Source organism: Vibrio sp., assembly GCF_984391705.1.
Map to the genome: position 1 here is coordinate 1 of NZ_CFHWOM010000004.1, position 24,536 is coordinate 24,536.

The window sequence follows — 24,536 nt, forward strand, 5'->3', positions numbered from 1 at the left end:
AATACTTTGTTGCCGTCGCCCCATTCAACGCCTTCTGGGAAGTGGTGTACAGCAATGCCTGTGGTTTTCACCATTGAGCGCGTGTCAGTCGTGCCGTGAGGAATTGCGATGCCGTTGCCGAGAAACGTTGAGTTCTGGTTTTCTCGGTTTAGCATTCCTTCTACATAACCTTGTTTTACCAGACCTTTGTCTGTCAGGCTTTTCGCGATGCTTTTGATCGCTTCAAACTTATCTGTAGCGGATTGAGATAGGGTAATGTCGTTTTTACTTAGCTTAAGCATGGTGCTTCTCCAGCCTTAAGGTCATTATTTCTAATTCATCTTGGTTACGCAGCGTTTGGTTTGCGTAACACGTGTATCTGTTGTTGCTGAATTCAATTTATTCACTAAGAAGTATGCTTAACAATTAACTGAATCGATTCAGCATTTGGGCAAATTTTTAAAGCATTCAGCGAAACCGTTTTTAAATCAGGGGGTAATCAATCATTGTTTTGTTGTGCCTATCACTTAGTAAAAAAGCTCTGCAATGAGTGATTTTGGTGATTCTCGTCAATTTTTAAGTTTTGCTGAATCCTTTCAGCTTTTATACTGAATCGGTTCAGCATATAATTCAACTTATCGAAGGATCATTGATGTATTAATATGATCCTGCGCACAGAACAAGGTTGAGAATATGACACTGGATGAGGTAGCCAAATTAGCTGGCGTTTCCAAAACAACAGCAAGCTACGTGATTAACGGTAAGGCCCAAAAATACCGTATTAGTGAGAAGACACAGCGTAAAGTGATGGAGGTGGTTAATGAGCATAACTATCGCCCGGACTTAGCTGCGTCAACGTTGAGAGCAGGGCACAGTCGTTCGTTTGGTCTAATTATTCCAGATCTAGAGAACACGAGTTATGCGCGTCTTGCTAAATTGCTTGAACAGAATTCTCGCTCGGCAGGTTACCAAATACTGATTGCTTGTTCAGATGATGACCCTGAGACAGAAGTGAGTGTTGTTCAGGCCTTAGTAAGTCGTAAAATTGATGCGCTATTTGTTGCGAGTGTTATTCCAGAGGCAAGTGATTTCTACTTAGAGTTACAAAATAGCGGAACGCCTGTGATAGCCCTCGATCGCCCACTCGATGATGAGCACTTTTCATGTGTGATTAGTGAAGATTTTGGTGCGTCTTTTGATTTAACTCAGTCCGTACTGGGTGACACTGTAACCAAGGTGGGTTTAATCGGTGCTTTACCAGAGCTTAACATCTCAAAAGAGCGAGAACTTGGTTTTTTATCAGCTGCAAAGCAATCGGGAGCACAAACACTGCTTGGTTATGGCAAGCATTTCAATCGTATCGATGGAAAACAAGTACTTGAGCAGTGGATCGCAAATAATGAGCTGCCTGATGCGCTCGTGACAACGTCCTATACGTTGTTGGAAGGCGTGCTAGATGTATTGCTAGAACATCCGAAATTGGTAGGGAAAATTAATATTGCCACTTTTGGCGATAACAGGTTGCTTGACTTCTTACCGGTAAAAATCAATTCACTACCACAACAATTTGAACTGATAGCTGACAGTGCGATGGCTCTTGCGCTTAATGCCGCGTCTAAACGCTACCAAGCGGGTATCGAGCTGGTACCTAGAAAAATAATTGTAAGACGAAACTAAAATAAAAGCCTAGTCACTAACTAGGCTTTTATTTAAAAAATCAGTCATGTTATAGCTGGAAACGAACAGACATCGTAATTTGCGGCCCGTACAATCCGTTATTACGAGTTTCCGCGGAAAGCGATAATTGTTCGGTAGAGTGGAAGCGCACTCCCGCATGGAAAACTGAAGCATCTTTATTACGCCCAACTCGAGCGGTTGCTTCGATCTGATCCGTAAGCCAAATACGGGTACCGATGTTCATTTCTGTTTGGGTTCGGTTGTCGCGGCTAGAATCGTCGGGAAAGTCAACGTAGTGCAATAACAGTTGCCCGTAGATATCGGCAAATTGCGATACTGGTCCATTAAAACCAATACCGCCAGCGACATCGTAGTCGCCATCAAACTGTGAGTCGATGCGAGCTACTAAGTGAGAGTTTTCGGTAAGAAATGTGCTTACCTCAACGCCAGTGCTTTCTGGCCCAATTGACGTACGTAGCTCTCCATAGGTGTAGTTAAAGTTGTTGGCTTGTGCCATTCCTGTTAGGCCAGCACATGCGATAGCGCTCGCGACAATAAACTTTTTCAAAGTAGTCTCCGACTTACATCAATTTTTTGACTCTGCATTTGGCTTGCAATATACAAGCCAAATAGTAACGTAATTGTCGGATAATGAAACAGTTTTACAAAATTTGGATGTGGTCTACCTCAATTTCTGGCGTTTTTCCGCCTTCGTATTCGCCAAACAAACGAACCTTAGTCGTTGCATCTACTGATTCAGTCATATTGATGTCATCATCTAGCTCGACTTGAATCTCTGTCTCGCCATCAGAAAATATGAATTCGTCTTTTCGAGTTTGGCGCAGTAAATAACCATCAACGACGACATCTTTTTCTGTAAAGTAGCCTGTATCTTCGAGTAAAGAACTCACAGTAACAACATCTACCGGGCCAGAATAACGAATGCCATTACTCGCGTGAGAATCTTTTGCCAGTGCGATAGTTGGTACAAGTACAACTGCTGCGACAGTGCTAAGAATAATTGATTTAACGTTCATAAAATATCCCCTTAATTTCTTTGGTTAACGGTGTCATTAAACCGCATTTGGTTTGAACGGCGTCTGAGAGGAACATTCATATTCGATTCATTATTGAGTATTGGGTTCGAAAACCGCTATTATCTTTGTCTATTCAGTCAATTATCATCAGTGGTACCATGCAATCGACGCTACAAGCACTTATGGTGCAAGGAACAACATCAGACGCAGGTAAAAGCGTTCTCGTGGCAGCTTTATGCCGCGTATTGGCAAGAAAAGGAATAAACGTCGCTCCTTTTAAGCCGCAAAATATGGCGCTAAACAGTGCGGTTACCCAAGATGGTGGCGAAATAGGGCGTGCACAGTACGTCCAAGCGGTAGCGGCTCGTGTTGATGCTCATGTTGATATGAATCCAGTCCTGTTGAAGCCCTGTACAGACACTGGTGCTCAAGTCATTGTTCAAGGCAAAGCGGTAGCTGATATGAATGCTATCGGTTACCAGAGTTATAAGGAGTTCGCGCTACCTTACGTGATGCAATCTTTTGCACGACTTCAGGAGCAATACCAATCCGTAATGATTGAAGGTGCGGGGAGCCCTGCTGAAATTAACTTACGCAAGAATGATATTGCCAACATGGGCTTCGCAGAAGAGGCGGATGTTCCAGTCATCATCGTCGCTGACATCGACAAAGGAGGCGTTTTCGCACACTTAGTGGGTACGCTCGAGCTACTGTCCAAGTCAGAACAAAAGCGAGTAATTGGATTTGTCATTAACCGATTTAGAGGCGACATTGCGTTATTACAGCCTGGTTTAGACTGGCTTGAGGAAAAGACCGGAAAACCTGTCATAGGTGTATTACCTTATCTGCATGGTTTCGATCTAGAAGCAGAGGATGCGATTAATAGTAATCAAATCACAAGTGAACGCGCTTCTTTAAATGTTTTGGTGCCTGTGTTCCCGCGAATCAGTAATCACACTGATTTTGACGCACTACGTAGCAATCCTGATATCAACCTTCGCTTCGTGGGCCAAGGAGAGCCGCTGGCAAACGGCGATCTGATCATTCTTCCGGGCTCTAAGTCTGTGCGTTCTGACCTCGATTATCTTAGACAACAAGGTTGGGATAAAGATATTGCGCGCCATTTACGATATGGCGGTAAGGTCATCGGAATTTGTGGTGGGTATCAAATGCTTGGGGAGGTCGTCAGCGATCCGTTAGGGATTGAAGGTGAAGCAGGTCAAACAGAAGGTTTGGGTTTCTTACGGCTTAAAACAGAGCTCGCTGCCAATAAAACCCTGACCAATGTTCAGGGCGTGATGACATTAGGGGACAATCAGGTCAATGTCACAGGATATGAGATCCATGCCGGTGTAACCAGCATTAATGAAGTTTCTCCAATTAAGCTGGCTTCTGGTGTTAAGGAAGGGGCAATCAGTGACTGCAATCAAGTGTTTGGTACCTATTTACATGGTATCTTTGATAGTCCGGAAGTTGTCCCAGCGGTTGCAAGCTGGTTAGGTCTTGATCATATCGCAACCGTCGACCACAAACTAAATCAAGAAAAAGCGATTGAGCGTATCGCAGATGCGGTAGAAGAGCATCTCGATCTCAATAAGCTTTGGCCAATGCTGGAATTCTAAGTTAGATGACCTTTTATCGAATAGCCATATACACTGTGTTACTGTGCGCAAGCTTTACCGTAAGTGCTAAAGAGAAACTGCGAGTGTATGCAGCCTCCTCAATGACCAACGCGCTAAACCAAATTACGGAACAGTTTGAGCGTAGTCATGACGTAAATGTTACCGTCGTATACGGCGGTAGTTCTTCTTTAGCTCGCCAGCTTGCTAATGGAGCTCCAGCTGACTTGTTTGTGTCGGCCAATAGTAAATGGATGAATTACCTAGTTAAAAAAGGGATAATTAACAGTGACAACGTCACCAACTTGATGTCAAACGAACTCGTGGTTGTTGCTCCGAAGGGTGCCAATGGTAGCCTCGATATTAACGATGTGGAAGCTTGGTTAACAAAACTTGAAGATGGACGGCTATCAATAGGCCAGACAAATGCTGTACCTGCGGGGATTTACGCTAAACAGGCACTAGTCAATTTAGGCGTGTGGGACCAAATCAGCTCTCGACTTGCACCGACAAATAACGTGCGTATAGCCCTCGCGCTGGTTGAAAGGGGGGAGACGCCATTAGGTATCGTTTATCATACTGACGCCATTAGTAGTGACACTGTCACAAAAATGGCTACATTACCAAGCACATCGCATGATTCAATTGTATACCCAGTCGCCTATTTTAATGAACGAGAAACAACTCAAGCTTTTATGTCTTATCTTACCAGCAAGGAAGCCCTTGCCACTTTTCACTCTTTTGGATTTAAGTAGGTGTTAGCTTTGCTGTCTGATTACGAAATTGAAGCGTTAACATTAAGTTTAAAAGTCGCTGCTTATTCCGTCATTTGGTTAATCCCTGTTGGCATTGTTGTAGCCTGGTTACTTTCAAAGCGGGACTTTTGGGGTAAAAGCCTATTAGATAGTATTATCCACCTTCCTCTGGTTTTACCCCCTGTTGTAATCGGTTACTTGTTGCTCATTGCCTTGGGAAGGCAAGGATGGGCTGGTCAGTGGTTATATGAACTACTTGGCGTTTCGTTCGCATTTAACTGGAAGGGCGCGGTAGTTGCGTGCTTTGTGGTGTCTCTACCGTTAATGGTTCGCTCGATAAGGCTAAGCTTCGATAGCGTTGATCATAAATTGGAACAAGCGGCGTCTACTCTAGGTGCGTCACCTATAAAAGTATTTTTTACGATTACGCTTCCCTTGATTGTTCCTGGAATCATTACCGGAACAATGCTGTCTTTTGCTAGGAGCTTAGGTGAATTCGGCGCAACGATCAGTTTCGTATCGAACATCCCAGGAGAAACCCAAACCATACCACTTGCTATGTACAGCTTCATTGAAACACCAGGCATGGAAAGCGAAGCGATGAGGCTTTGTATTATTTCAATTGCCATTGCCCTTGCATCAATGATGGTTTCTGAATGGTTGTCTCGTGTGAGTAAAACACGTTTAGGAGGCAGTGCGTCATGACTCTTAATATCCGGTATCAACAACAACTCGGAGAGCAACGTTTTGATATAGATTTGGAATTACCCCCTAAAGGTATTTCCGCTATTTTTGGTCGTTCTGGCGCTGGCAAAACATCTTTGATTAATGTTGTTTCAGGACTGAGTACACCGGACATAGGCAGTATATCCATTAATGGAGATCTGCTCTATGATTCCCAGCTTAAGGTAGATGTTCCTACGCATAAAAGGAATGTGGGCTATGTGTTTCAAGATGCGCGATTGTTCCCACATTATAAAGTAAAAGGTAATTTACTGTATGGCGTAAAACCTTACGATAGAGAGCACTTTATTCAAATTGTTGAACTACTGGCCCTAGAGCCATTACTCGGCAGATACCCGAACCAACTTTCTGGAGGGGAAAAGCAGCGCGTGGCAATTGGGCGTGCCTTGTTGTCAAAGCCAAACATACTTCTTATGGATGAGCCCTTGGCATCACTCGACCTCCCTCGAAAAAGGGAAGTGCTTCCGTTCCTAGAGCGGCTGGCCCATAGCGTTGAGATACCCATCATCTATGTATCCCATAGCTTGAATGAAGTCCTCAGACTTGCAGAAAATATGGTTGTCATTGATGACGGTAAAATTGCGGCTTCAGGAACACTGGAGCAGGTGTGGTCTTCGAAAGCGATGAAACCTTGGCAATCATTCTCAGAGCAAAGTTCGCTGTTTGAAGCGATTGTCGCTGAGCATAGCGAGGACTACGCGCTTTCGAAGGTTCATTTAGCACCAGATGTAAGCTTATGGGTCCAAAAAATAGATGGCAACGTAGGAGACAGTGTAAGGCTTCAAGTTCGCGCGAATGATGTATCCTTAGTGTTCGATAAACCGCAACGCACGTCCATTAGGAACATCATTAAGTCTAAGGTAGCGGCGATAGAAACCCATCAACAGTCAGATAAACAAAGTGTTTCAGTCACATTAAAACTGTCAGAATCTTGTTTTCTTGTTGCGACGATTACAACCTGGGCGAAGGACGATCTTCAATTGGTAGAAGGGATGGAGTTGTACGCGCAGATCAAAGGGGTGAGTGTGACTCAAAGGGATGTGGTTATCGCATAAAAGAAACGCCGCAATATAGCGGCGTTTTTTGTCATTTATTACTTAGCGAAAACGTCGGTAAAATCACGCTTTAGAATAGGGTCACGACGCGCTTTCTTGATTTGCTTAACCATATCTTTCACACAGTTGTGTAGGACTTGGTCAAGCAGTTGAGCGCGGTATTCTTCTTTTTGTTCATCAGTCATGCCTTCAGGTAGGTTTAGAGTTGGGAACTCTTCCATAACATTAATACCTGCAAACGCCTGACTTACTGAAATTAGTGCGTGGAACTGCTCGAAGTTATCGAGTACATTTTGCGCACTGTTTGGAAGTTCATTCCAAGCTTCACGAACTGCTTCTTCTGAAACTTCATGGATTGACGTTACCATGTTGTGCATTGCTTCAGGTACTTCATCAAATTCAATAACTTGGCGAAGTTCAGCAGAAACAGTTGCTAAGTCTACAGTTGGTTGTTCTGTTTGATTAACGTCAGACATTATATATTCTCTTAAAAAATGTGTGTTTAACGGCGCTATCGTAAAAAACTAGCGATAAAAGTCAACCTTAGTTGGCTGAATCTACTTACCTGAAGTATGATTTGCTTATAACCTCATCATATACGGATAGTGATAAACCGAATGTTACAAGCCTCTGGTTCATCAATGAAAATTTTGCTTGTCGATGATGTTCAGATGGAACGCATGCAGATGGCAATACGTCTCAAACAATTGGGACATACGGTAGAGATGGCCAGTTCAGGAGAGCAGGCATTAGATATATACCCGCAATTTGAGCCTGAGCTGATTCTGTTGGACGTCTCAATGCCAAATATGAACGGGTTCGAGCTCTCCACTAAAATCCGTGAACTGTACCCTGAATGGGTACCGATTATCTTCTTAAGCAGTCACGACGAACCAACGATGATAGCCAAAGCCATCGACGCTGGAGGCGACGATTATCTTATCAAGCCCGTAGACAAGGTCGTGTTGAATTCTAAGCTGATTGCAATGCAACGTATCGCCTTTATGCGACGCGAATTAAAACAAAAATCTATCGCTCTAGCGAAAGCCAATGAAGCTCTAGCTAAACTCGCACAAGAAGATGGTCTTACCAACGTTAAGAATCGACGCTACATTGATGAAAAGCTGAATGAGATGATATTAGTACATGGACGCCATGGCTTGCCCCTTAGTATCATTCTGCTCGATGTGGACCATTTTAAAGCCTACAACGACAACTACGGCCATATACAAGGTGATCGCTGCTTGAAAAGTATTGCTCAAGCCCTATCTGAACTGTTTGTGCGTGGAGGCGAGATAGTCGGAAGGTATGGCGGTGAGGAATTTGTTGTACTCCTTAGCCATACAGATCGTGAAAAACTTCTTACTGATGCCACCAGAATCCAGAATAAATTAGCAAGTCTCAACATCGTTCACGATTATAGTGACGCCTCTAACCTAGTGACAGTGTCACAAGGCTTGTTGCATTTGTCTCCTAATGGTAGAGAAAGTGCCGAATCCTTGTACCACAAGGTAGATCAAGCCCTGTATAAGGCAAAACAAGCCGGTAGAAATTGTTTTCAAATAGTCGATTAAGTAATTGATACTTGCGGTCGTCATAGATTAAAAGTAATTTATTCAATTATTTTCTGTACCATTGATTCCATTACCTATGAAGCTTAAACGCTTTGTTCGTTCACTCCCAGCTATAATTGCGCTACCTGTCAGCTTGCAAGCAAGCGGCAATGATGCTTTTCGCAACTACCTTGAGCAGGCCTTTGCTACCTCAATCGTATTGACCGACAGTGATGTGTTTACTGTCGGTGTTCATGACTTTGACCCTAACGATTGGTTTAACCTACAGAATGAAGAAATTGGCTCTGAAGAGTCAGTTCGACTTCGTCAACAGATCGCCGTAACGACAATTCCTTATACAATTGAGCTCAGCCCTTTGGATGCTGATCACCAACAGACGTTGTTTACTCGATTTTCCGCTATTCGTTCTCGTCAAGATTTTGATATACCTTCTATTGATGTAGAAGACTTTAATGATGAATACATATTGGGTGGCTTTGCTGCATATCGCTACGCTTACAGAATCACCGATGCATGGACCATTACACCGGGTATTGGGCTGCATCTTCAATACTTTAGGAATAGTCATGACTATCGAAGCGATTTGTCTAATGAGTACATAAAACCACAAGTTGATGGCATTCTGTTTAATACCGATGCATGGGCGCTAAGTTACGAGCCTCATATCGAAGCCAAATACCTAAAACTAACGGAGTGGGGAAGCTGGAACTTTTCGTCTACATTCCACTATTTTTATGGGGTTGGATGGGGCGAAGCAAACAATGGTGATGTAGGCAACCCAGAGGGATGGTACATGGCCAACGGAGCAGAAGTCTATTACAACGTCAGTCGACTGGGTGAAAGTGTTCAATCAATATACGCAAGCTTGCGCCGAATCGAAATAGGAGGGGATACCAGTGAACCACTTGGCACTCCTTATTATTATGAAGGCTCCGTTGGCTGGTTGATGACCCCACCATTTCGCTCGGACCTAATCGACAACGTGGGTATCGGTTTAAACATCAACTATGGAAGTGCTCTGCGAGGAGGCAGTATTGTCTTCTTCTTTAACCAAATTGATTAAACCTACTTCCTTAGCTGATGCAGACTTGATTACGACCACCTTTTTTCGCCTTATAGAGAGCTTCATCTGCTCTCTTAAGTACAGCCTCAAAGTTGGTTGATTCAGAGCTGTCGCAAACCCCGATGCTAATAGTGATGTTTACTAGATCACCGTTCTTGTTTTTGCCGCGTTTCTTTTGCCCAATCTTCTTGTCTTTAGGCCTACTGTCAAGATCTCGCAGAATCATATCGTATGACTCAATAGTACTTCTAAGTAGCTCTAAATGATCTTGAGCTTGATCGGCAAGTTTCCCTTTAAACAAGACCGTAAACTCTTCACCACCATAACGATAGATTCTCGCTCCGCCACCAATATGTTTCATTTTACTTGCTACTAAACGAAGTACGTCATCTCCGGTATCGTGGCCATAGGTATCGTTAAACGACTTAAAATGATCGATATCTATCATTGCGATGGTAAATTTTTTGCCTAAATGCCGAATGTCTGAATCCAGTGCCAATCGCCCAGGTATATCAGTAAGCAGATCCTTGAATGCCAGTTCATAGCTTGCTGACAGTAGGTAAATCAGCAGAAGAATACCCGACAAAGAAAACATCATGCTGGATATATATGGTACGTGGAAGAACACAAACGTCACAGACGAGAGCAACGCTGAAGAGTAAATCACTACGTCAACGATTCGATTCATACTTGCAACACAAATAGCAAACGTTAAGACCATTGCTAGCAAGTAAACAACTAAAATAAAAGGAATTTTTGAGACATTTGGCACGACAAATAGGAAGGTATTATTGATATTATCGAACCCACCTTTGGTAAAGTGATCAAGGATTAAATAGCACCATCCAACCAACAGGCTTAATGTAACAAGGTAAATAGCGAAAGATTTTGAAAATAGAGCTCTATTTTTGTGACTAAATACTAGCGCTAGTGCTACGGGCAATATGAATGCTAGAAGGGACAACTCAAGAATGGTAGTGCCTGCAGATAAAGGCGTTTGCAAACGGTATTGAATATACCAATAAGCAGCAAGCATTGCTGCCGAACACATCGCTATACGGCTTTGCTTGAATGCATGCGAAAGGGCAAAGCAACAGAAGAACAAAACATAGGGCAAGTTACTCAGAATACCGAGGTTAGACCGAGTGAAAAATATCGCCGATTCGAGGCCGGTGTAGATAAACGTCAACAATAGCAATGGAAACGCAAGGCGAAACCAATGTGTAGTGACGATAGAGAATGACATTATTGAATCAAGCCTAAGATTACTAACTAAAAAGTAAATATATTCGCTTAGAATACTTTGATTTGATGAATTTCCAAGCTTTTTACTAAACTTATAGTTGAAAACTGGTTGTATGAATGATTAATGTACAAAATATCGACATTAATAAGGCTGTTTAGATAGATTACTTTAGAACACACAGATAACAATACACTTTAAAGGAGTTAAGGTTTATGCAGATTAGTGTGGATGTTCACAATTACATGGAAACGTTAGTAGGACAGGTTCTTGCTCAACCAGAGTACAATGACAACTTTAACCATGAGCAACTTGCTGATTTGGCGTGCCTAGCTCTAAGTCAGCTGAGACCTGTTTATATTCGTCATGATATCGATTTTTTGTCGGCTTTACCTGAAGAGCGACTGGTAACATTAAAAAAATATGCAATAAACGCTGTCGCTGCAGCTATGCCAATGGTCATTGACGACCGTCGGAAAAATCGCAATGATGATATCCCTATCATTTTCAGTAAACCTAACTTTGACGATGATATTGAGTTGGAGTGGTTTGAAAGACCCATCCTCAGTCAAGACAAGAAATAAAAGGAGCTAGTAGTGGGGTTATTTTCTCGCTTGTTTGGCAGTAAAACACCAGCACAACCCGTTGAGGTAGAGCCAATTAATTACAAAGGATACCTCATTTATCAAGAAGCGCTCCAAGAGGGAGGTCAGTATCGTATCGCTGGCCGTATAACGAAAGAAATTGGGGGAGAGCTCAAAGTTCACCGTTTCATTCGGTCTGATGTACTAGCTAGTCAAGCAGATGCCGACGAGTTTATGCTGAAAAAAGCACAAATGTTCATAGATCAAATGGGCGATAACATTTTTCAGTGATTTAGCATTCCAAGTTGACAAACATCATAAATTTAAGAGTCATTAGCCGTTATGCTGATGGCTCTTTTTGTTTTGTACCAACATTTAATCTATTGTTTTAACGGTCATTTTGCTTAACTGGTTCGACCTCTATGCACTGGGTGTGCGGGTTGTAAAAAACGAATCTAAAAGCATGATGTTTCATTACCAACAGTTATATGTAATGAGAATTTGTCTATTTGTGACATTTTACTTGAAGTGTATAAATGAGTTGGACAAAAAGAAAACAATTAACGTTGCGAATAGTCAAGGAATAGCTAATGCAAATTGGTGTGCCAAGAGAAATACTTGCGGGAGAAACGCGAGTGGCTGCTTCGCCAAAGTCGGTTGAGCAGTTATTGAAGTTAGGGTTCGATGTTGTCGTCGAGTCTGGAGCGGGGGAATTAGCGAGTTTTGACAATACTGCATTTGAAAGTGCAGGTGCAAAAGTCGTATCAAAGGATGAGGTTTGGCAATCTGATCTGATTTTTAAAGTTAATGCGCCAATTTCCGACGAGGAAACTGACGAAATCGCTTTAATCAAGGATGGTGCAACCCTAGTTAGTTTTATATGGCCAGCTCAAAACCCTGAGTTAATGGAAAAGCTTTCGAGTAAAAACATTAACGTGTTAGCGATGGATGCAGTGCCACGTATTTCAAGAGCTCAGTCGTTGGATGCGCTTTCATCTATGGCAAACATCGCTGGTTATCGAGCGGTGGTCGAAGCGGCACATGAGTTTGGTCGATTCTTTACAGGCCAAATAACGGCTGCCGGTAAAGTTCCACCAGCAAAAGTTTTGGTTGCTGGTGCAGGGGTGGCAGGTCTCGCAGCAATCGGCGCTGCGGGTAGCCTAGGAGCCATCGTTCGTGCTTTTGACGTTCGCCCTGAGGTTAAAGAACAAGTTCAGTCTATGGGTGCAGAATTCTTAGAAGTTGACTTCAAAGAAGATTCTGGTGCTGGAGACGGTTACGCTAAAGAAATGTCTGACGAGTTCAATAAGAAAGCCGCTGAACTGTACGCAGAACAAGCAAAAGACGTTGACATTATTGTTACTACGGCATTAATACCTGGTCGCCCAGCACCCAAGCTTATTACCAAAGAAATGGTAGATAGCATGAAAGCGGGTAGCGTTATCGTCGATTTGGCTGCAGCTAATGGCGGTAACTGTGAATACACCGTAGCAGATCAAGTGATCACCACTCCGAACGGAGTAAAGGTTGTCGGTTACACGGATATGGTTGGCCGCTTACCAACTCAATCTTCTCAACTTTATTCAACTAACTTAGTTAACCTTCTTAAACTTCTGTGTAAAGAAAAAGACGGTAATATCGACATTGATTTTGAAGATGTTGTTTTGCGCGGTGTTACTGTAGTGAAAGATGGGGAAGTAACTTGGCCAGCTCCACCAATTCAGGTGTCAGCTCAGCCAGAGCAAAAGCCAGCAGCTCCTGTAGCTAAACCAGAACCTAAAGTGGAAGAGCCAGTATCACCAGTTAAGAAGATCGCTGGGTTAGTCGTTGGCCTAGGTGCTTTTGCGTGGATCGCATCTGTCGCACCAGCTGCGTTTCTTGCTCACTTTACAGTCTTCGTACTAGCTTGTGTCGTTGGTTATTATGTCGTGTGGAACGTTACTCACGCTCTACACACACCTTTGATGTCAGTGACGAATGCAATATCAGGCATCATTGTTGTTGGTGCATTGCTTCAGATAGGCCAAGGTAATGGTGCCGTATCAGTCTTGGCATTTATTGCGGTATTGATTGCGAGTATCAATATTTTCGGTGGTTTTACCGTCACCAAGCGCATGCTTGAAATGTTCCGTAAAGATTAAGGAGTAATAGGAATGTCTGCAGGATTAGTACAAGCAGCTTACATTGTTGCTGCTTTATTCTTTATTTTTAGCTTAGCTGGTTTGTCGAAGCAAGAATCTGCGAAAGCGGGTAACTACTACGGCATCGCGGGTATGGCGATCGCTTTGATCGCAACGATCTTTGGCCCAGATTCTCAAGGTTTGGGTTGGATCATCGTAGCAATGGTAATCGGTGGTGGTATCGGTATCCATTATGCAAAAAAAGTCGAGATGACCGAAATGCCTGAACTTGTTGCGATCCTTCACAGTTTTGTGGGTATGGCAGCAGTTTTAGTTGGCTACAACAGTTATATCGATGCTCCAGTAATCGCCTCATTAAATCCCCAAGAAGCTCACGCAGCGCACGTCATTCACTTAGTTGAAGTTTTCTTAGGTGTATTTATTGGCGCAGTAACGTTTACAGGCTCTGTTGTGGCATTTGGTAAGTTGAGAGGCATTATCTCTTCATCGCCACTTAATTTGCCGCATAAACACAAAATGAACCTGGCGGCGATCGTTGTTTCTACGCTACTTATGATTTACTTCGTAAAAGCAGATGGAAGCATGTTCGCGTTAATTGTTATGACGCTAATCGCTTTCGCGTTTGGTTATCACCTAGTTGCATCCATTGGCGGTGCAGATATGCCGGTAGTTGTTTCAATGCTTAACTCATACTCTGGTTGGGCAGCAGCGGCAGCGGGCTTTATGCTAGCGAATGACCTTCTAATTGTAACGGGCGCGTTGGTTGGTTCTTCCGGTGCTATTCTGTCCTACATTATGTGTAAGGCAATGAACCGTTCATTTGTCAGCGTGATTGCTGGTGGTTTCGGCCAAGAAGTCGTTATTTCTGAAGATGTCGAACAAGGTGAACACCGTGAAACTTCGGCCGAGGAAGTTGCAGAAATGCTGAAGAATTCTAAGTCAGTGATTATTACTCCGGGATATGGCATGGCTGTAGCTCAAGCTCAATACCCAGTCCATGAGATCACTGAAAAACTTAGAGCACAGGGCGTAGAAGTTCGTTTCGGTATTCACCCTGTAGCTGGTCGACTACCTGGCCACATGAACGTATTGTTGGCAGAAGCGAAAGTGCCTTACGATATCGTTTTAGAGATGGACGAGATCAACGACGACTTTACTGAGACAGATACAGTCCTTGTTATTGGTGCAAACGACACTGTTAACCCAGCGGCGCTAGAAGATCCAAACAGTCCTATTGCTGGTATGCCAGTATTGGAAGTATGGAACGCTCAAAATGTTATCGTATTTAAACGTTCGATGAATACAGGCTATGCCGGTGTGCAAAATCCACTGTTCTTTAAAGAAAACACCCAAATGCTATTTGGTGATGCCAAAGATAGTGTAGACGCGATATCTAAAGCTCTGTAAGATAAGTGTTAAGTTTAAGAAGCCAGCATTATGCTGGCTTCTTTCATTTTATAAGTATCATTATTGACATAGATATCACAATTGAGATTTATATTTTTGCGATAATGATTTACTCTGCATCTAACTTACTGATTTAGCGAATTTTTGCATTGATTAAGACCGCAATTAAAACATCATTACTCTGCTTTGCTCTAGGAGTATCGGCGGCGCATGCAGATTCATTACCAGAGCGTATTGATAAATTCGTCGACCTGTTTGATGAATCACAAGCCGTCGAGTCATACGATATTCGTAACTTGCAATCAGACTACCCAACACGGCTTTTGACACCAGAGTCAATGCTTCCCCAAACATCGGCTTATCCTCTTAGGGATATACAGCGACTTTATCTACTCGCTAAAAAATGTACCGGAAAATTACCATTAAGCCCTTTGATCACTGAGCCATTAGTCTTTACCCGTGCAATGTGTAAAGGTAACACTTTAAGCTCCAAGTGGTTCGCTCGCAGCGCGCTTATCCACCCAGGCGGTGGCACATACGCCAATCGCTATGTAGCCCTTCATCCAGACAAGCTTGATAAACTTCAGCAATATATGCACATCAAGGAAAGACCTGTCGCACCAACAAACTCATTACTTGGTCGCTTACAGGGAATGAACGAGGACACCATGCTTTCCTTGATCGCAGGTGCCAGTATGTTTATGGAACAAAATGAGCTGTGGTTACGTCAAAACGATAGTTACCTCGTTTTCCCAGAGAAAGTTTGGAAGCAAAATATCGATACAGCAGGTTTATCTTTCAATTTGAGAAGTTCATCTAGTAGCTGTTTCGTACAACGCGGTAACCTATGTTGGGATGTGGAAGACCATTCCGATATTTTGCGTATAAGCATGGTCGCGTTGGTTATAGCCAATATACTGCTAGTGTTAGGTTGGTCAGTTTATCGATGGAACACCAAGCGCCAGGAAATGAAGAGCCGGATGTTAATCCTGCAAATCTTAACGCATGAATTAAGAACACCAATTGCCAGTTTATCGCTAACTGTAGAAGGGTTCAGACGAGAGTTTGAGAAACTGCCTGAATCTGTTTATGACGAGTTTCGTCGCCTTTGTGAAGATTCACGTCGCTTAAGACAGCTAGCAGAGGCTAGTAAAGATTATTTGCAATCAGATAATAAGCCCTTAGCGACAGATTGGGTACCATCTGTACAAGAATGGCTTGAATTTAAAGTCGAAGAAGAGTTTAACGGCAACGTTGAGTTTGTTATCAATGAAGATATTGCCGCCAAGCTAAATGTATATTGGCTAGGCACATGCATCGATAACTTGATACGCAACGCTGTAAAGTACGGTGTAGCACCTGTCACTTTAGAGGTTATTACCTCAGACAAATTGCTCACCGTTAAAGTTATAGACCAAGGGGCTCTTACGAAAAAGGACTGGCGTCATTTACGTAAACCTTTCGTAAGTAAAAGCGGGCTTGGTTTAGGTTTAACAATCGTTGAATCTATGGTTGATCGAATGGGAGGACGAATGTTCCTAATTGGTCCACCGACAACGTTTATTTTGGAGATACCTTGTGAAACAGACACTGCTTCTCGTTGAAGACGACAAAAACTTAGCTGATGGCCTATTAGTGAGCCTAGAACAAGCGGGATATGAGTGCTTCCATTCTGAAACTATCGCAGATGTGGCTCAGTATTGGGATAAGGCTGATCTGGTCATTCTTGATCGCCAACTACCTGATGGTGACTCAGTGTCTCATTTGCCAGAGTGGAAACAAATCAAAGATGTTCCTGTAATTTTGTTGACGGCACTAGTTACTGTAAAAGATAAAGTTACAGGATTAGATGCAGGTGCAAATGACTATCTAACTAAACCGTTTGCAGAAGCAGAATTGTTTGCACGGATCCGTGCTCAGTTACGCGCGCCTGAAGGTGAAGCTCAAGATGATACGAAAGTAAAAACAGAGCATCTACTTATCGATAAAGCAACACGTGAAGTGTTTTACAAAGAAGAAACCATCACGTTAACACGTACAGAATTCGACCTATTACTCTTCCTAGCAAGCAACTTAGGTCGAGTATTTACCCGCGATGAATTACTAGACCATGTTTGGGGTTACAACCACTTCCCAACGACCCGTACTGTTGATACTCACGTATTGCAGCTTCGCCAAAAACTGCCGGGATTAGAAATCGAGACTCTACGCGGCGTTGGTTACAAGATGAAAGCGTAATCGTGAAAGTCTATCCCTTAATTGGTGCGCTGCTGCTCAGTGCACCAAGTTATTCAGTCGAAGTGCCGTGGTTTGAGAGCAACACTCCGTTAACTCAGGCTCACAAACATCTATTAAATGATGATTTGCCTGCAATGTTCTCTTCTTTGGTAGAAGTGTGGCAGTTAGAAAAAAACCAAACCATCAACCCACACCTAAATGACCTGTTTTTGCAATCTTTAGAGGTAGATTGTGGTAAAGGGCTAGATACGAAACCTCTGCCAACCTGGCTAAAAAAGGTAGCGGTTCGTCGCTCTGATATCCAAAGTCCGGGTAGGGACACTTACAGAGCAATCATTGACGTAGAATCTGATAAAGCGATCGCTGATATCACACTAAGCAAATGGATTACAAAGAGCTTATCAACAGATAGCTCATTAACGACAATTGCACAAGGTGACAGTGTCACCAAATACATCAAGCGCTATAACCTCAATAGCCGAATGAAAATGGGGTTATATAGAATCGATGTTACCGCCAAGGACCAGACATCATGGAGTTCTTGGTTGGTACTGGGCGAGCCAAAAGCAAAGGTATCAGTGCGCTGGCAATCGAAAGATCAGTGGAAAGTTGAAAAAAACGCACTGCTTAATCCACATTGCCCACTACCTAAGCTAGAGACTGAGCTGTATGACTTTGTAGATGGTAAATACAATCGTGTGTGGAACCAAACTTACGAGTCTGATTACCCAACGACGTTAGAGTCAAATGTAGTCGAACCTGGTCGCTACGTACTTGCAATATCCGTAAATCACGCACGCTGGCAGGGGCCCGTTATTGTAGAGCAATCCCAAATAATCAGTAAAACTTATGATGTTTCACTAGAGGAATAACTAAAGATATTCCACAATATGTCGATATAGGCTTAAAGGACTCAAGTTGTTTATATCGATATGAAAAATACAATAAAACTACTGCCACTATCTTTAGCAATTTTCGCGTCATCTGCGACTGCGGCCAACTACGCGATTGAAGCCCGTGGTGACGCGATGGGGGGAGTTGGTGTTGTTTCAGCAAACTTCCTTACTGCACCTTTTTACAACCCCGCGTTAACGGCTATTTATCGCCGCAACGACGACATTGGCATGATCACCCCAAGTTTTGGTTTACTGTATGACGATCAAAACACGTTGGTTGATGACTTAGATACAGCTTCGGAAATTATTGCGGCGGCTGATCCAGCAAGAGCTGCGGAATTACAGACAACACTTGATAACATGGAAGGCGATCAGCTTAAAGCTGAGATTGGCGGTGTTGTTGCGTTCGCGCTACCAAATCGTTTTGTTGCAGCTAATTTGTATGGTAAAGCGTATTACGAAACCTTTGTAAATCCCGTTATTTCAACGGCGAGTACAAACCCGGACTCGAGCTTAAGAACACTAGAGAATGCACAAAATAGTACTGTAAATGCTGTATCTGTCGGTGTTACAGAGATTGGCCTGTCTCTTGCGAAGTACCAAACATTTTTGGGTCAACACATTGCTTTCGGCGTAACGCCAAAACTTCAACGAATCTATACATATGTTTATGAAGCAAGCTTGTCTAACTACAGTTTAAGTGACGTTAGAGACAATGATACAGGGGAAACCATGCTCAACTTTGACGCAGGTTTTGTTTGGTTCTATGGTCCGTTACGTGCCGGGATATCAGCTAACAACCTTATGGCCCGTGACATTGATACCAAAACAGTAACTTCGATTATACCTTCAAACCCGGCGCTTTCATATTCGTACCAGATGAGACCACTTTACACGGTTGGCGTCGGCTTAGTTGCTGATTACGCTACTATCAGCGTTGACTATGACTTGAATGAAGAGAAACGTTATACAAATTTCGACGACAATACTCAAATGCTACGTGTTGGTGGGGAAATTGACATCATGCGCCAACTCAAGTTGCGTGCAGGTTGGAAGAAGAACTTAGCATATGACAATTTAGATGACACTATAACTGCGGGTATCGGTATATCACCACTCAACTTATTTCAAATGGACATCGGTGCTAGCTATACAAATGAAAACTCTATGGGCGCTTACATTAATTTCTTAACCAGTTACTAATTCGTCACCACTGGTTTTACCAACTAAAACATAATATAGTCGGCTCCTAAACAATTAGGAGCCTTTTTAATGTTTGATGATCTACCTCCTTTATCTCATGCAGAGCAACAAGAAGCCGTTGAAAAAATTCAAAAGCTGATGGCTGAAGGAATGAGCACAGCACAAGCGATCAAAGTTGTTGCTGAACAAATCCGAGAAGAAGCAAAAAACGCAAATCAATAACCCCCTCTAAAGATGTGCCCAAGCTAAATAGGCTAGGGCACATAGTTTTTCTATTCGACCAACCGCAATCCCTTCCTACCGCGATAGCAAGTCGCTAAAACTTAGAGAGTATTAAACTCTTAAACTCCTTCGTTACACCGTCACTATCAACCAGCGCACTATAACGCGAGCATGCACGAATAGCACTGACTGGATAGGCAGGGCCTACCGGAAAAATCAGCAAGTGAATAACTATGCAGCCTTGAGCCAAGGGCTGTAACCAAACTGAAAGTTACAGCAAGACGAGCAACAAAAGAAACAAACCACACAAAATCAACAACTTACTGTGAAGCATAATCCTGTGTTCACATGACAGCTTTGATCGCATGTAATTAAATTACAAAAATTAAACTCGCGTGTGCAAGCGCTCACTTCGGCATAGCGTATTATGCTTTCTTGTTATGACGTCACTAAGGGTAAATCTAACTATGGAAGGAAATCACTGGTGTTGCGCGACTGGCTTTAAAATATCGGCATGTTTGTTATTCTTTCACTAGAACCAAACCATGCGTTGAGGCGTTATGAATCGAAGATTACTACCAGCTGTTATAATTGCGTTTGTTACTCCGTTCTCTGTTTCTGCCAATGACATCATTGCCAGTTCAATCTCTTTGCCTACGTTATCAGTTACGAATGACAAACAACTTGAGATGAGCCTGACGGGGATTAAATGTGGGGTCGAACCTTACTTTGTTGATAGCTCGTCAGTCAGTATTTTAGTTAATGGTACTCCGTTAGAATTTTCACGGACCTGTCACGATGATGTCCTTAGCTTCAAACCAAAGAACCGTGCTGAGAACGAATTGTTTGCTGAGTTAATCGTAGAGAATCGGAACGTTAATCTTCGCTATATGACAGGAGCGCGCTCATATGTATACAACGATTGGCAACTTGGGCCAGTAAAAAGAGCGCTAACAAGCAAGTGACAATGTAACTAAATCATTAAACAACTCCGTTTGATCTGTTGTTCGACAGAGATTGGTTTTAAGGCAATTTCTGTCACCAGATTGTCGCAAGGGTTAGCTCTTTATCAACGATAGTAATAACTCACGTTAGATTTTGGGCTTTTTAGAATCTTGTACATTTTCTCAGTGAAACGAACGTAATGCTTATGGGTAAAGAATTTACTCTGATTAAGCTTACAGACGCTGCGAGGATCAAAAGATGCAACGATAATCCGAACATTAAAGCGATGTGGGAAAGCATTGCAAAAAAGTTTAAGGACGCGGTTTACATGGAATATCAATTAATTGCGTGGGATTACCTATGTGGATAGGCATCCCTAATGAAGCTATAGCTCAGTGCGCATTATGTACGTTATGTTAAATCACATTTGTTATTAATAGAGCACACCGTGTGCTCTATTCTTACTCTGGTAGCGATTCAACATAATCGATTTACCATAAAAAACCTAATAATCAGTTTGATAATCAAAGATTAACAAACTTCTATTAGTTGACTCTATCCGCCGGCAAGCTTAACTGTAAGACCTTTTTTCTCTAGGTGCGCTTTAATTTTGTCTCTGGCGTCACCTTGAATCTCGATGTTGCCGTCCTTAACTGAACCGCCACATCCACATACTTTCTTTAGTTCAGCAGCCATAAGTTTTAATGGCGCATCATCCAAGTCTAAACCAGTTACTATACAAACACCTTTGCCTTTACGGCCTTTCGTTTGACGCTGAATTCTTACTGTCCCATCACCTTTAGGGCGCTGAATCTTTTCTTCTTCTGGTTTAATACGACCTACATCGGTCGAGTATACAAGTGTCATAAACTACTACTTCTTTTGTTGCTGTTCAGCTTTTTGCTTAGCGAGTAAGTATGCCTCTATATGCTTCTGAATAGCAAGCTTACCACCTTTAATCAATCGACCATTAAAGAAACAGTACCATCCATTTACGTCACCGGTATCGTTTTTAATTGTGTAACCGTTGAAATTTTCTTGAGATGGTTTGCCTTCAGACTGCGTCTTTTTAGTCGCTAGAGAACTAAACTCTTTTGGATCAATGATAGTTGCCGTATCACAAAACCAATCGATGCTCTTCTTCACAGCTGCCATACTCCCCGACAGCACGTGTTGTTTAATCTGTACCTGCCAGATCTCTGTCGAGCTTCCAGCCGTTTTGAGGGTAAAACCTCGATATGTTGCAGCAGCCATAGTCATCATTTTGTAGTATTTAGTTAGTTTAATAATAATTGTATATCTTTCATTATCAAGTATATTTATCTGATATTTCATGGTTATAGTGCTTCATAATGAAAAAAAACATCCGTATCATCGAGTGCGAAGCTGAAAAAAAACAATTGATTAGCAAGTTTGCAAATTTGGTTAGCAAAGAACTTGTCAACGAATTGACAGCCTTTAGTTACGCTAACAATTCATTACTGGCTATGACTAAAGATTGGAACTTATTCGTAGAGTTCTGTAATTCTAAGCATGTATCTCCACTTCCAGCCTCTTCCACCGCTTTGCGTCTATTTATAGAGCGCGAGTCCAAACTACGAAAATATTCAACCATCAAACGTTACGTTGTAACTATAGGTCTATTTCATCGAGTGTTAGGTCTTAGTGACCCGTCTGCCACATCAAACGTAAAACTGGCATTGGGAAAAACCCGTCTTGATAAAAAAGGTGATGCAAAATCGACTGTACCGTTTGAAATCCATCATTTAAATCAACTGGATGAGATATTTGCGGACTCTCCTCATCCACGCGATATTCGCAATTTAGCTATCTACCACGTGATGTTTTGTAGCCTTGCTAAACGAAGTGAGCTTAAAAACCTTCAAATTTCAGATTTAGTAAGTAGCGTTGACGGCAAATATTCGATTCGTATAGGCGCTAACACATACCCTATCGATGAATTTGGAAGTATGAGCATTGAACGATGGGCTGCTTTGCGCAACGCCAATTCAAATTGGTTATTCACTGCGATAGATAAACATGGGAATGTCGCAGACCAGCGGTTGGATGATTCTTCGATATTCAGGATTGTTCGCTCAGCCAGTGAAAAGCTTGGTTTAACTTCGCAGTTTTCTGGTCAGTCGTTACGCGTAGGCGCTGCGAAAGAGCTCGCAAAACAAGGTATTAAAGTAAAAGATATTCAGCAGATTGGCCGATGGATGAGCGCCGCGATGCCTTATTACTATTTGGGTAACAAGCCGCTCGCGGACACTGAGAGAATGGTATTTAAAACCTTTAAACCGATATCTTAAAGCGAACTTCTTACGCAATCTGCTAAGAAATCACTAAAGCTATGGCCATTATGTTCAAGCATCTTAGGGAACATCGATATCGGTGTCATGCCCGGGAATGTATTTACTTCATTGAGGTAAATATTACCTTCTGGAGTGAGGAAGAAATCAATACGAGATAAATGACGTAATCTCATTTGAGTGAACACTTTCTCAGAGTTAACACGAATAAGTTCTAGCTGCTCATCGGTTAGGTTGGTGGCCTCTACATCAGTTGTAGAGTGGCTAGACGCACTATACTTTTCTTCATAAGTGTAAAATGCGTCTTCCGGCGCTTTAATTTCGCCCGGTTTGGAAACGTACAATTTTCCTTGATACTCGTATGCAGCAACTTCCAGCTCTCTTGGCTTAACCGCTTGTTCGATAAGAACTTGATCTGAATAACCAAATGCATCGTTTAACGCTTGTTGTAACTGACTCACATCACTTACTTTGTAGCACCCTACTGATGAACCTTGGCGCGCGGCTTTAACAAAGATCGTTCCCCACTTATCAAGTGCCTGTTTAGTATTTGAATAAGCTAATTCATCGTTGTTTGATAGGAAAAGATACGGGGTATTTGGAATACCCAATGCGTCATACCATAGCTTTGACGTAATCTTGTTGAAGCTGTTTGTACTCGCTTCAGATCCGCAACCTAAATATGGGATACCAGACAACTCAAGCATTGACTGAATATCGCCAGTTTCACCAGGGAAACCGTGTATACAAGGCACAACAAAATCTAGTTTAATTGACTCATTATCAGTGTTGAGCGTTCCAGCATTGGTATCAAGATACGCTAATACACCAGTATCCGTGTACCAACCTTCAGGTTTCATTTCCACACGTACAACTTTAAAGTCATTCGTTTTTTCTAGCTGGGATTGGATAAAGTTAGCGGATAAAAGCGAAACTTCATGCTCTGATGAGCCACCGCCACATAAAAGAAGAATTGTCGTATTAGTCATTAAAAGATCTTTCCGTGATACAACAGGAGTACTGGCCTACATGATAATAAAAACCACTGTAAGTTACACGAGTTTAAGTGTGATTGGGCTAATTTACCGTGTGAGTGACCAATAAATAGGCATTAAAAAGGGGCGATATGCCCCTTTTTAAAATGATTTAGTTTAGCTTGTTAAGCGTTGGGTATTCAGAGTTCTTAATAGAGTCGATACTCTTAACAAACGGTTTGAGGTCTCTAAACTCTTCAGGCAGTTCGTTAATGGCCTGCTTTGCGTCTGTGCGAGTAGCATAGTCACCGAAAAGAACCGTATACCACTTCGTACCATTAACCATTTTGTAGTTTTCCCAAATAGGTTGTTCACCTCGAGGAAGTTTACGAGCAAACTGGTCAACTTTGGTTTGTGAGCCTACAGCAACAACCTGGATCGTGAAACCGTATCTAGGATTCATCGCTTTCTGCTTAGCACTTGGAGGAGTGATTGCAACAGCTGGCTTAGTTTTTTGTTTCTCAACTACAGGTGCCATTTTAACAACATTGGCTTCGACATTCTTTTCCGTTATGCCTTGAGTAACTTCCTGTTGTGAAACAACGGGTTTTTCAACCTTCGCTGTTTTATAATCTTCACGATAGCTTTCTGAGCTTACGTCTGTGACATAGTCACTCGAGACACACGCACTAAGCAGTACTGACAAACCAACGATTGCAATTTTTTTCATGAAACTTTCAAATGCCTTTTCTAGAAATTACTGTAAATCATGCCGTTAGAGCGACTCAGAATCAACCCAACATTTTAATTATATATCAATACTCTGTGACACAAGGCACAATCTACACTTGTCCTATCGTGATCTGAT

Annotated in this window: 28 protein-coding genes; 19 read left to right on the top strand and 9 right to left on the bottom strand. The window is 42.4% G+C overall.

The features are described from left to right. On the bottom strand, window positions 1–281 hold a 281-nt coding region (locus AC4MRV_RS04545; RefSeq protein WP_491186239.1), incomplete at its 3' end, for a PTS sugar transporter subunit IIA. 391 nt (window positions 282–672) lie between these two features. Here AC4MRV_RS04545 and cra point away from each other — a divergent pair. Further along, window positions 673–1,656 carry a catabolite repressor/activator gene (gene cra / locus AC4MRV_RS04550; protein ID WP_491186240.1) on the top strand — a complete coding sequence of 328 codons (984 nt, stop codon included), beginning with the start codon at window positions 673–675 and terminating at the stop codon, window positions 1,654–1,656. 49 nt (window positions 1,657–1,705) lie between these two features. On the opposite strand, the gene AC4MRV_RS04555 is transcribed toward cra, so the two are convergent. Together AC4MRV_RS04555 and AC4MRV_RS04560 are read right to left on the bottom strand one after the other, a co-directional pair. Continuing rightward, window positions 1,706–2,224, bottom strand: coding sequence for a hypothetical protein (locus AC4MRV_RS04555; RefSeq protein ID WP_491186241.1), 519 nt, complete (start codon window positions 2,222–2,224; stop codon window positions 1,706–1,708). Window positions 2,225–2,318: 94 nt separating this feature from the next. Beyond that, entirely contained in the window at window positions 2,319–2,693 is a 375-nt protein-coding gene (locus AC4MRV_RS04560) for a YgiW/YdeI family stress tolerance OB fold protein (RefSeq protein ID WP_491186242.1), read from the bottom strand. A gap of 158 nt (window positions 2,694–2,851) precedes the next feature. Between AC4MRV_RS04560 and AC4MRV_RS04565 the strand changes: the two genes are divergently transcribed. From AC4MRV_RS04565 to modC, 4 genes are read left to right on the top strand one after another with little or no spacing between them, the layout of a single operon-like run. Next, on the top strand, window positions 2,852–4,315 hold the full coding sequence (locus AC4MRV_RS04565; protein WP_491186243.1) for a cobyric acid synthase: 1,464 nt from the start codon (window positions 2,852–2,854) through the stop codon (window positions 4,313–4,315). A gap of 5 nt (window positions 4,316–4,320) precedes the next feature. After that, on the top strand, window positions 4,321–5,067 hold the full coding sequence (gene modA / locus AC4MRV_RS04570) for a molybdate ABC transporter substrate-binding protein (protein WP_491186244.1): 747 nt from the start codon (window positions 4,321–4,323) through the stop codon (window positions 5,065–5,067). Window positions 5,068–5,079: 12 nt separating this feature from the next. After that, window positions 5,080–5,772 carry a molybdate ABC transporter permease subunit gene (modB, locus tag AC4MRV_RS04575; RefSeq protein WP_491186426.1) on the top strand — a complete coding sequence of 231 codons (693 nt, stop codon included), beginning with the start codon at window positions 5,080–5,082 and terminating at the stop codon, window positions 5,770–5,772. After that, window positions 5,769–6,866: a molybdenum ABC transporter ATP-binding protein ModC gene (gene modC, locus AC4MRV_RS04580; RefSeq protein ID WP_491186245.1), complete on the top strand. Its 1,098-nt coding sequence runs from the start codon at window positions 5,769–5,771 to the stop codon at window positions 6,864–6,866. Before modB ends, modC begins: the two co-directional genes overlap by 4 nt. 38 nt (window positions 6,867–6,904) lie before the next feature. Here modC and AC4MRV_RS04585 read toward each other — a convergent pair whose 3' ends face one another. Continuing rightward, window positions 6,905–7,342 carry a DUF3069 domain-containing protein gene (locus tag AC4MRV_RS04585; RefSeq protein WP_491186246.1) on the bottom strand — a complete coding sequence of 146 codons (438 nt, stop codon included), beginning with the start codon at window positions 7,340–7,342 and terminating at the stop codon, window positions 6,905–6,907. 165 nt (window positions 7,343–7,507) lie between these two features. Here AC4MRV_RS04585 and AC4MRV_RS04590 point away from each other — a divergent pair, with 165 nt between their 5' ends. Both AC4MRV_RS04590 and AC4MRV_RS04595 read left to right on the top strand, forming a co-directional pair. Further along, window positions 7,508–8,440: a GGDEF domain-containing response regulator gene (locus AC4MRV_RS04590; RefSeq protein ID WP_491186247.1), complete on the top strand. Its 933-nt coding sequence runs from the start codon at window positions 7,508–7,510 to the stop codon at window positions 8,438–8,440. 76 nt (window positions 8,441–8,516) lie between these two features. Next, window positions 8,517–9,503: a Solitary outer membrane autotransporter beta-barrel domain gene (locus tag AC4MRV_RS04595; protein WP_491186248.1), complete on the top strand. Its 987-nt coding sequence runs from the start codon at window positions 8,517–8,519 to the stop codon at window positions 9,501–9,503. A gap of 10 nt (window positions 9,504–9,513) precedes the next feature. On the opposite strand, the gene AC4MRV_RS04600 is transcribed toward AC4MRV_RS04595, so the two are convergent. After that, a complete protein-coding gene (locus tag AC4MRV_RS04600; RefSeq protein ID WP_491186249.1) occupies window positions 9,514–10,749 on the bottom strand; it encodes a GGDEF domain-containing protein in 1,236 nt (411 codons plus the stop codon). A 212-nt stretch (window positions 10,750–10,961) separates the two neighbouring features. Between AC4MRV_RS04600 and AC4MRV_RS04605 the strand changes: the two genes are divergently transcribed. The 11 genes from AC4MRV_RS04605 (at window position 10,962) to AC4MRV_RS04655 (ending at window position 20,802) form a co-directional block, all read left to right on the top strand. Then, on the top strand, window positions 10,962–11,330 hold the full coding sequence (locus AC4MRV_RS04605) for a late competence development ComFB family protein (protein ID WP_491186250.1): 369 nt from the start codon (window positions 10,962–10,964) through the stop codon (window positions 11,328–11,330). A 12-nt stretch (window positions 11,331–11,342) separates the two neighbouring features. After that, window positions 11,343–11,621, top strand: coding sequence for an HlyU family transcriptional regulator (locus tag AC4MRV_RS04610; RefSeq protein ID WP_491186251.1), 279 nt, complete (start codon window positions 11,343–11,345; stop codon window positions 11,619–11,621). Window positions 11,622–11,920: 299 nt separating this feature from the next. Then, window positions 11,921–13,471, top strand: coding sequence for a Re/Si-specific NAD(P)(+) transhydrogenase subunit alpha (gene pntA, locus AC4MRV_RS04615; protein ID WP_491186252.1), 1,551 nt, complete (start codon window positions 11,921–11,923; stop codon window positions 13,469–13,471). 12 nt (window positions 13,472–13,483) lie between these two features. Then, on the top strand, window positions 13,484–14,878 hold the full coding sequence (gene pntB, locus AC4MRV_RS04620) for a Re/Si-specific NAD(P)(+) transhydrogenase subunit beta (RefSeq protein ID WP_491186253.1): 1,395 nt from the start codon (window positions 13,484–13,486) through the stop codon (window positions 14,876–14,878). Between the two features lie 140 nt (window positions 14,879–15,018). Continuing rightward, on the top strand, window positions 15,019–16,482 hold the full coding sequence (gene vxrA, locus AC4MRV_RS04625; protein WP_491186427.1) for a sensor histidine kinase VxrA: 1,464 nt from the start codon (window positions 15,019–15,021) through the stop codon (window positions 16,480–16,482). After that, on the top strand, window positions 16,457–17,116 hold the full coding sequence (vxrB, locus tag AC4MRV_RS04630) for a response regulator transcription factor VxrB (protein WP_491186254.1): 660 nt from the start codon (window positions 16,457–16,459) through the stop codon (window positions 17,114–17,116). The genes vxrA and vxrB overlap by 26 nt, the downstream gene beginning before the upstream one ends. Next, the gene (locus AC4MRV_RS04635) at window positions 17,116–17,988 is read left to right on the top strand and encodes a DUF2861 family protein (protein ID WP_491186428.1); all 873 of its coding nucleotides are present in this window, start codon (window positions 17,116–17,118) and stop codon (window positions 17,986–17,988) included. Before vxrB ends, AC4MRV_RS04635 begins: the two co-directional genes overlap by 1 nt. A gap of 60 nt (window positions 17,989–18,048) precedes the next feature. Further along, entirely contained in the window at window positions 18,049–19,215 is a 1,167-nt protein-coding gene (locus AC4MRV_RS04640; protein ID WP_491186255.1) for a conjugal transfer protein TraF, read from the top strand. 69 nt (window positions 19,216–19,284) lie between these two features. Then, the gene (locus AC4MRV_RS04645; RefSeq protein WP_491186256.1) at window positions 19,285–19,437 is read left to right on the top strand and encodes a YoaH family protein; all 153 of its coding nucleotides are present in this window, start codon (window positions 19,285–19,287) and stop codon (window positions 19,435–19,437) included. A 560-nt stretch (window positions 19,438–19,997) separates the two neighbouring features. Beyond that, the gene (locus tag AC4MRV_RS04650; protein WP_491186257.1) at window positions 19,998–20,402 is read left to right on the top strand and encodes a hypothetical protein; all 405 of its coding nucleotides are present in this window, start codon (window positions 19,998–20,000) and stop codon (window positions 20,400–20,402) included. A gap of 340 nt (window positions 20,403–20,742) precedes the next feature. Beyond that, window positions 20,743–20,802 carry a hypothetical protein gene (locus AC4MRV_RS04655; RefSeq protein WP_491186429.1) on the top strand — a complete coding sequence of 20 codons (60 nt, stop codon included), beginning with the start codon at window positions 20,743–20,745 and terminating at the stop codon, window positions 20,800–20,802. Window positions 20,803–20,937: 135 nt separating this feature from the next. Here the strand turns inward: AC4MRV_RS04655 and yciH are convergent, their stop codons facing one another. Next, a complete protein-coding gene (yciH, locus tag AC4MRV_RS04660) occupies window positions 20,938–21,249 on the bottom strand; it encodes a stress response translation initiation inhibitor YciH (protein WP_491186258.1) in 312 nt (103 codons plus the stop codon). Between the two features lie 6 nt (window positions 21,250–21,255). Continuing rightward, complete coding sequence (locus tag AC4MRV_RS04665; RefSeq protein ID WP_491186259.1) at window positions 21,256–21,636, bottom strand: DUF3319 domain-containing protein; 381 nt, start codon at window positions 21,634–21,636, stop codon at window positions 21,256–21,258. A gap of 98 nt (window positions 21,637–21,734) precedes the next feature. Here AC4MRV_RS04665 and AC4MRV_RS04670 point away from each other — a divergent pair, with 98 nt between their 5' ends. Beyond that, window positions 21,735–22,694, top strand: a complete 960-nt coding sequence (locus tag AC4MRV_RS04670) for a tyrosine-type recombinase/integrase (protein WP_491186260.1) — start codon at window positions 21,735–21,737, stop codon at window positions 22,692–22,694. Here the strand turns inward: AC4MRV_RS04670 and AC4MRV_RS04675 are convergent. Then, complete coding sequence (locus tag AC4MRV_RS04675) at window positions 22,691–23,683, bottom strand: D-alanine--D-alanine ligase (protein WP_491186261.1); 993 nt, start codon at window positions 23,681–23,683, stop codon at window positions 22,691–22,693. The two genes, AC4MRV_RS04670 and AC4MRV_RS04675, sit on opposite strands and share 4 nt — an antisense overlap. Before the next feature lie 157 nt (window positions 23,684–23,840). Then, on the bottom strand, window positions 23,841–24,398 hold the full coding sequence (locus AC4MRV_RS04680; RefSeq protein ID WP_491186262.1) for an SPOR domain-containing protein: 558 nt from the start codon (window positions 24,396–24,398) through the stop codon (window positions 23,841–23,843). Window positions 24,399–24,536 lie beyond the last annotated feature (138 nt).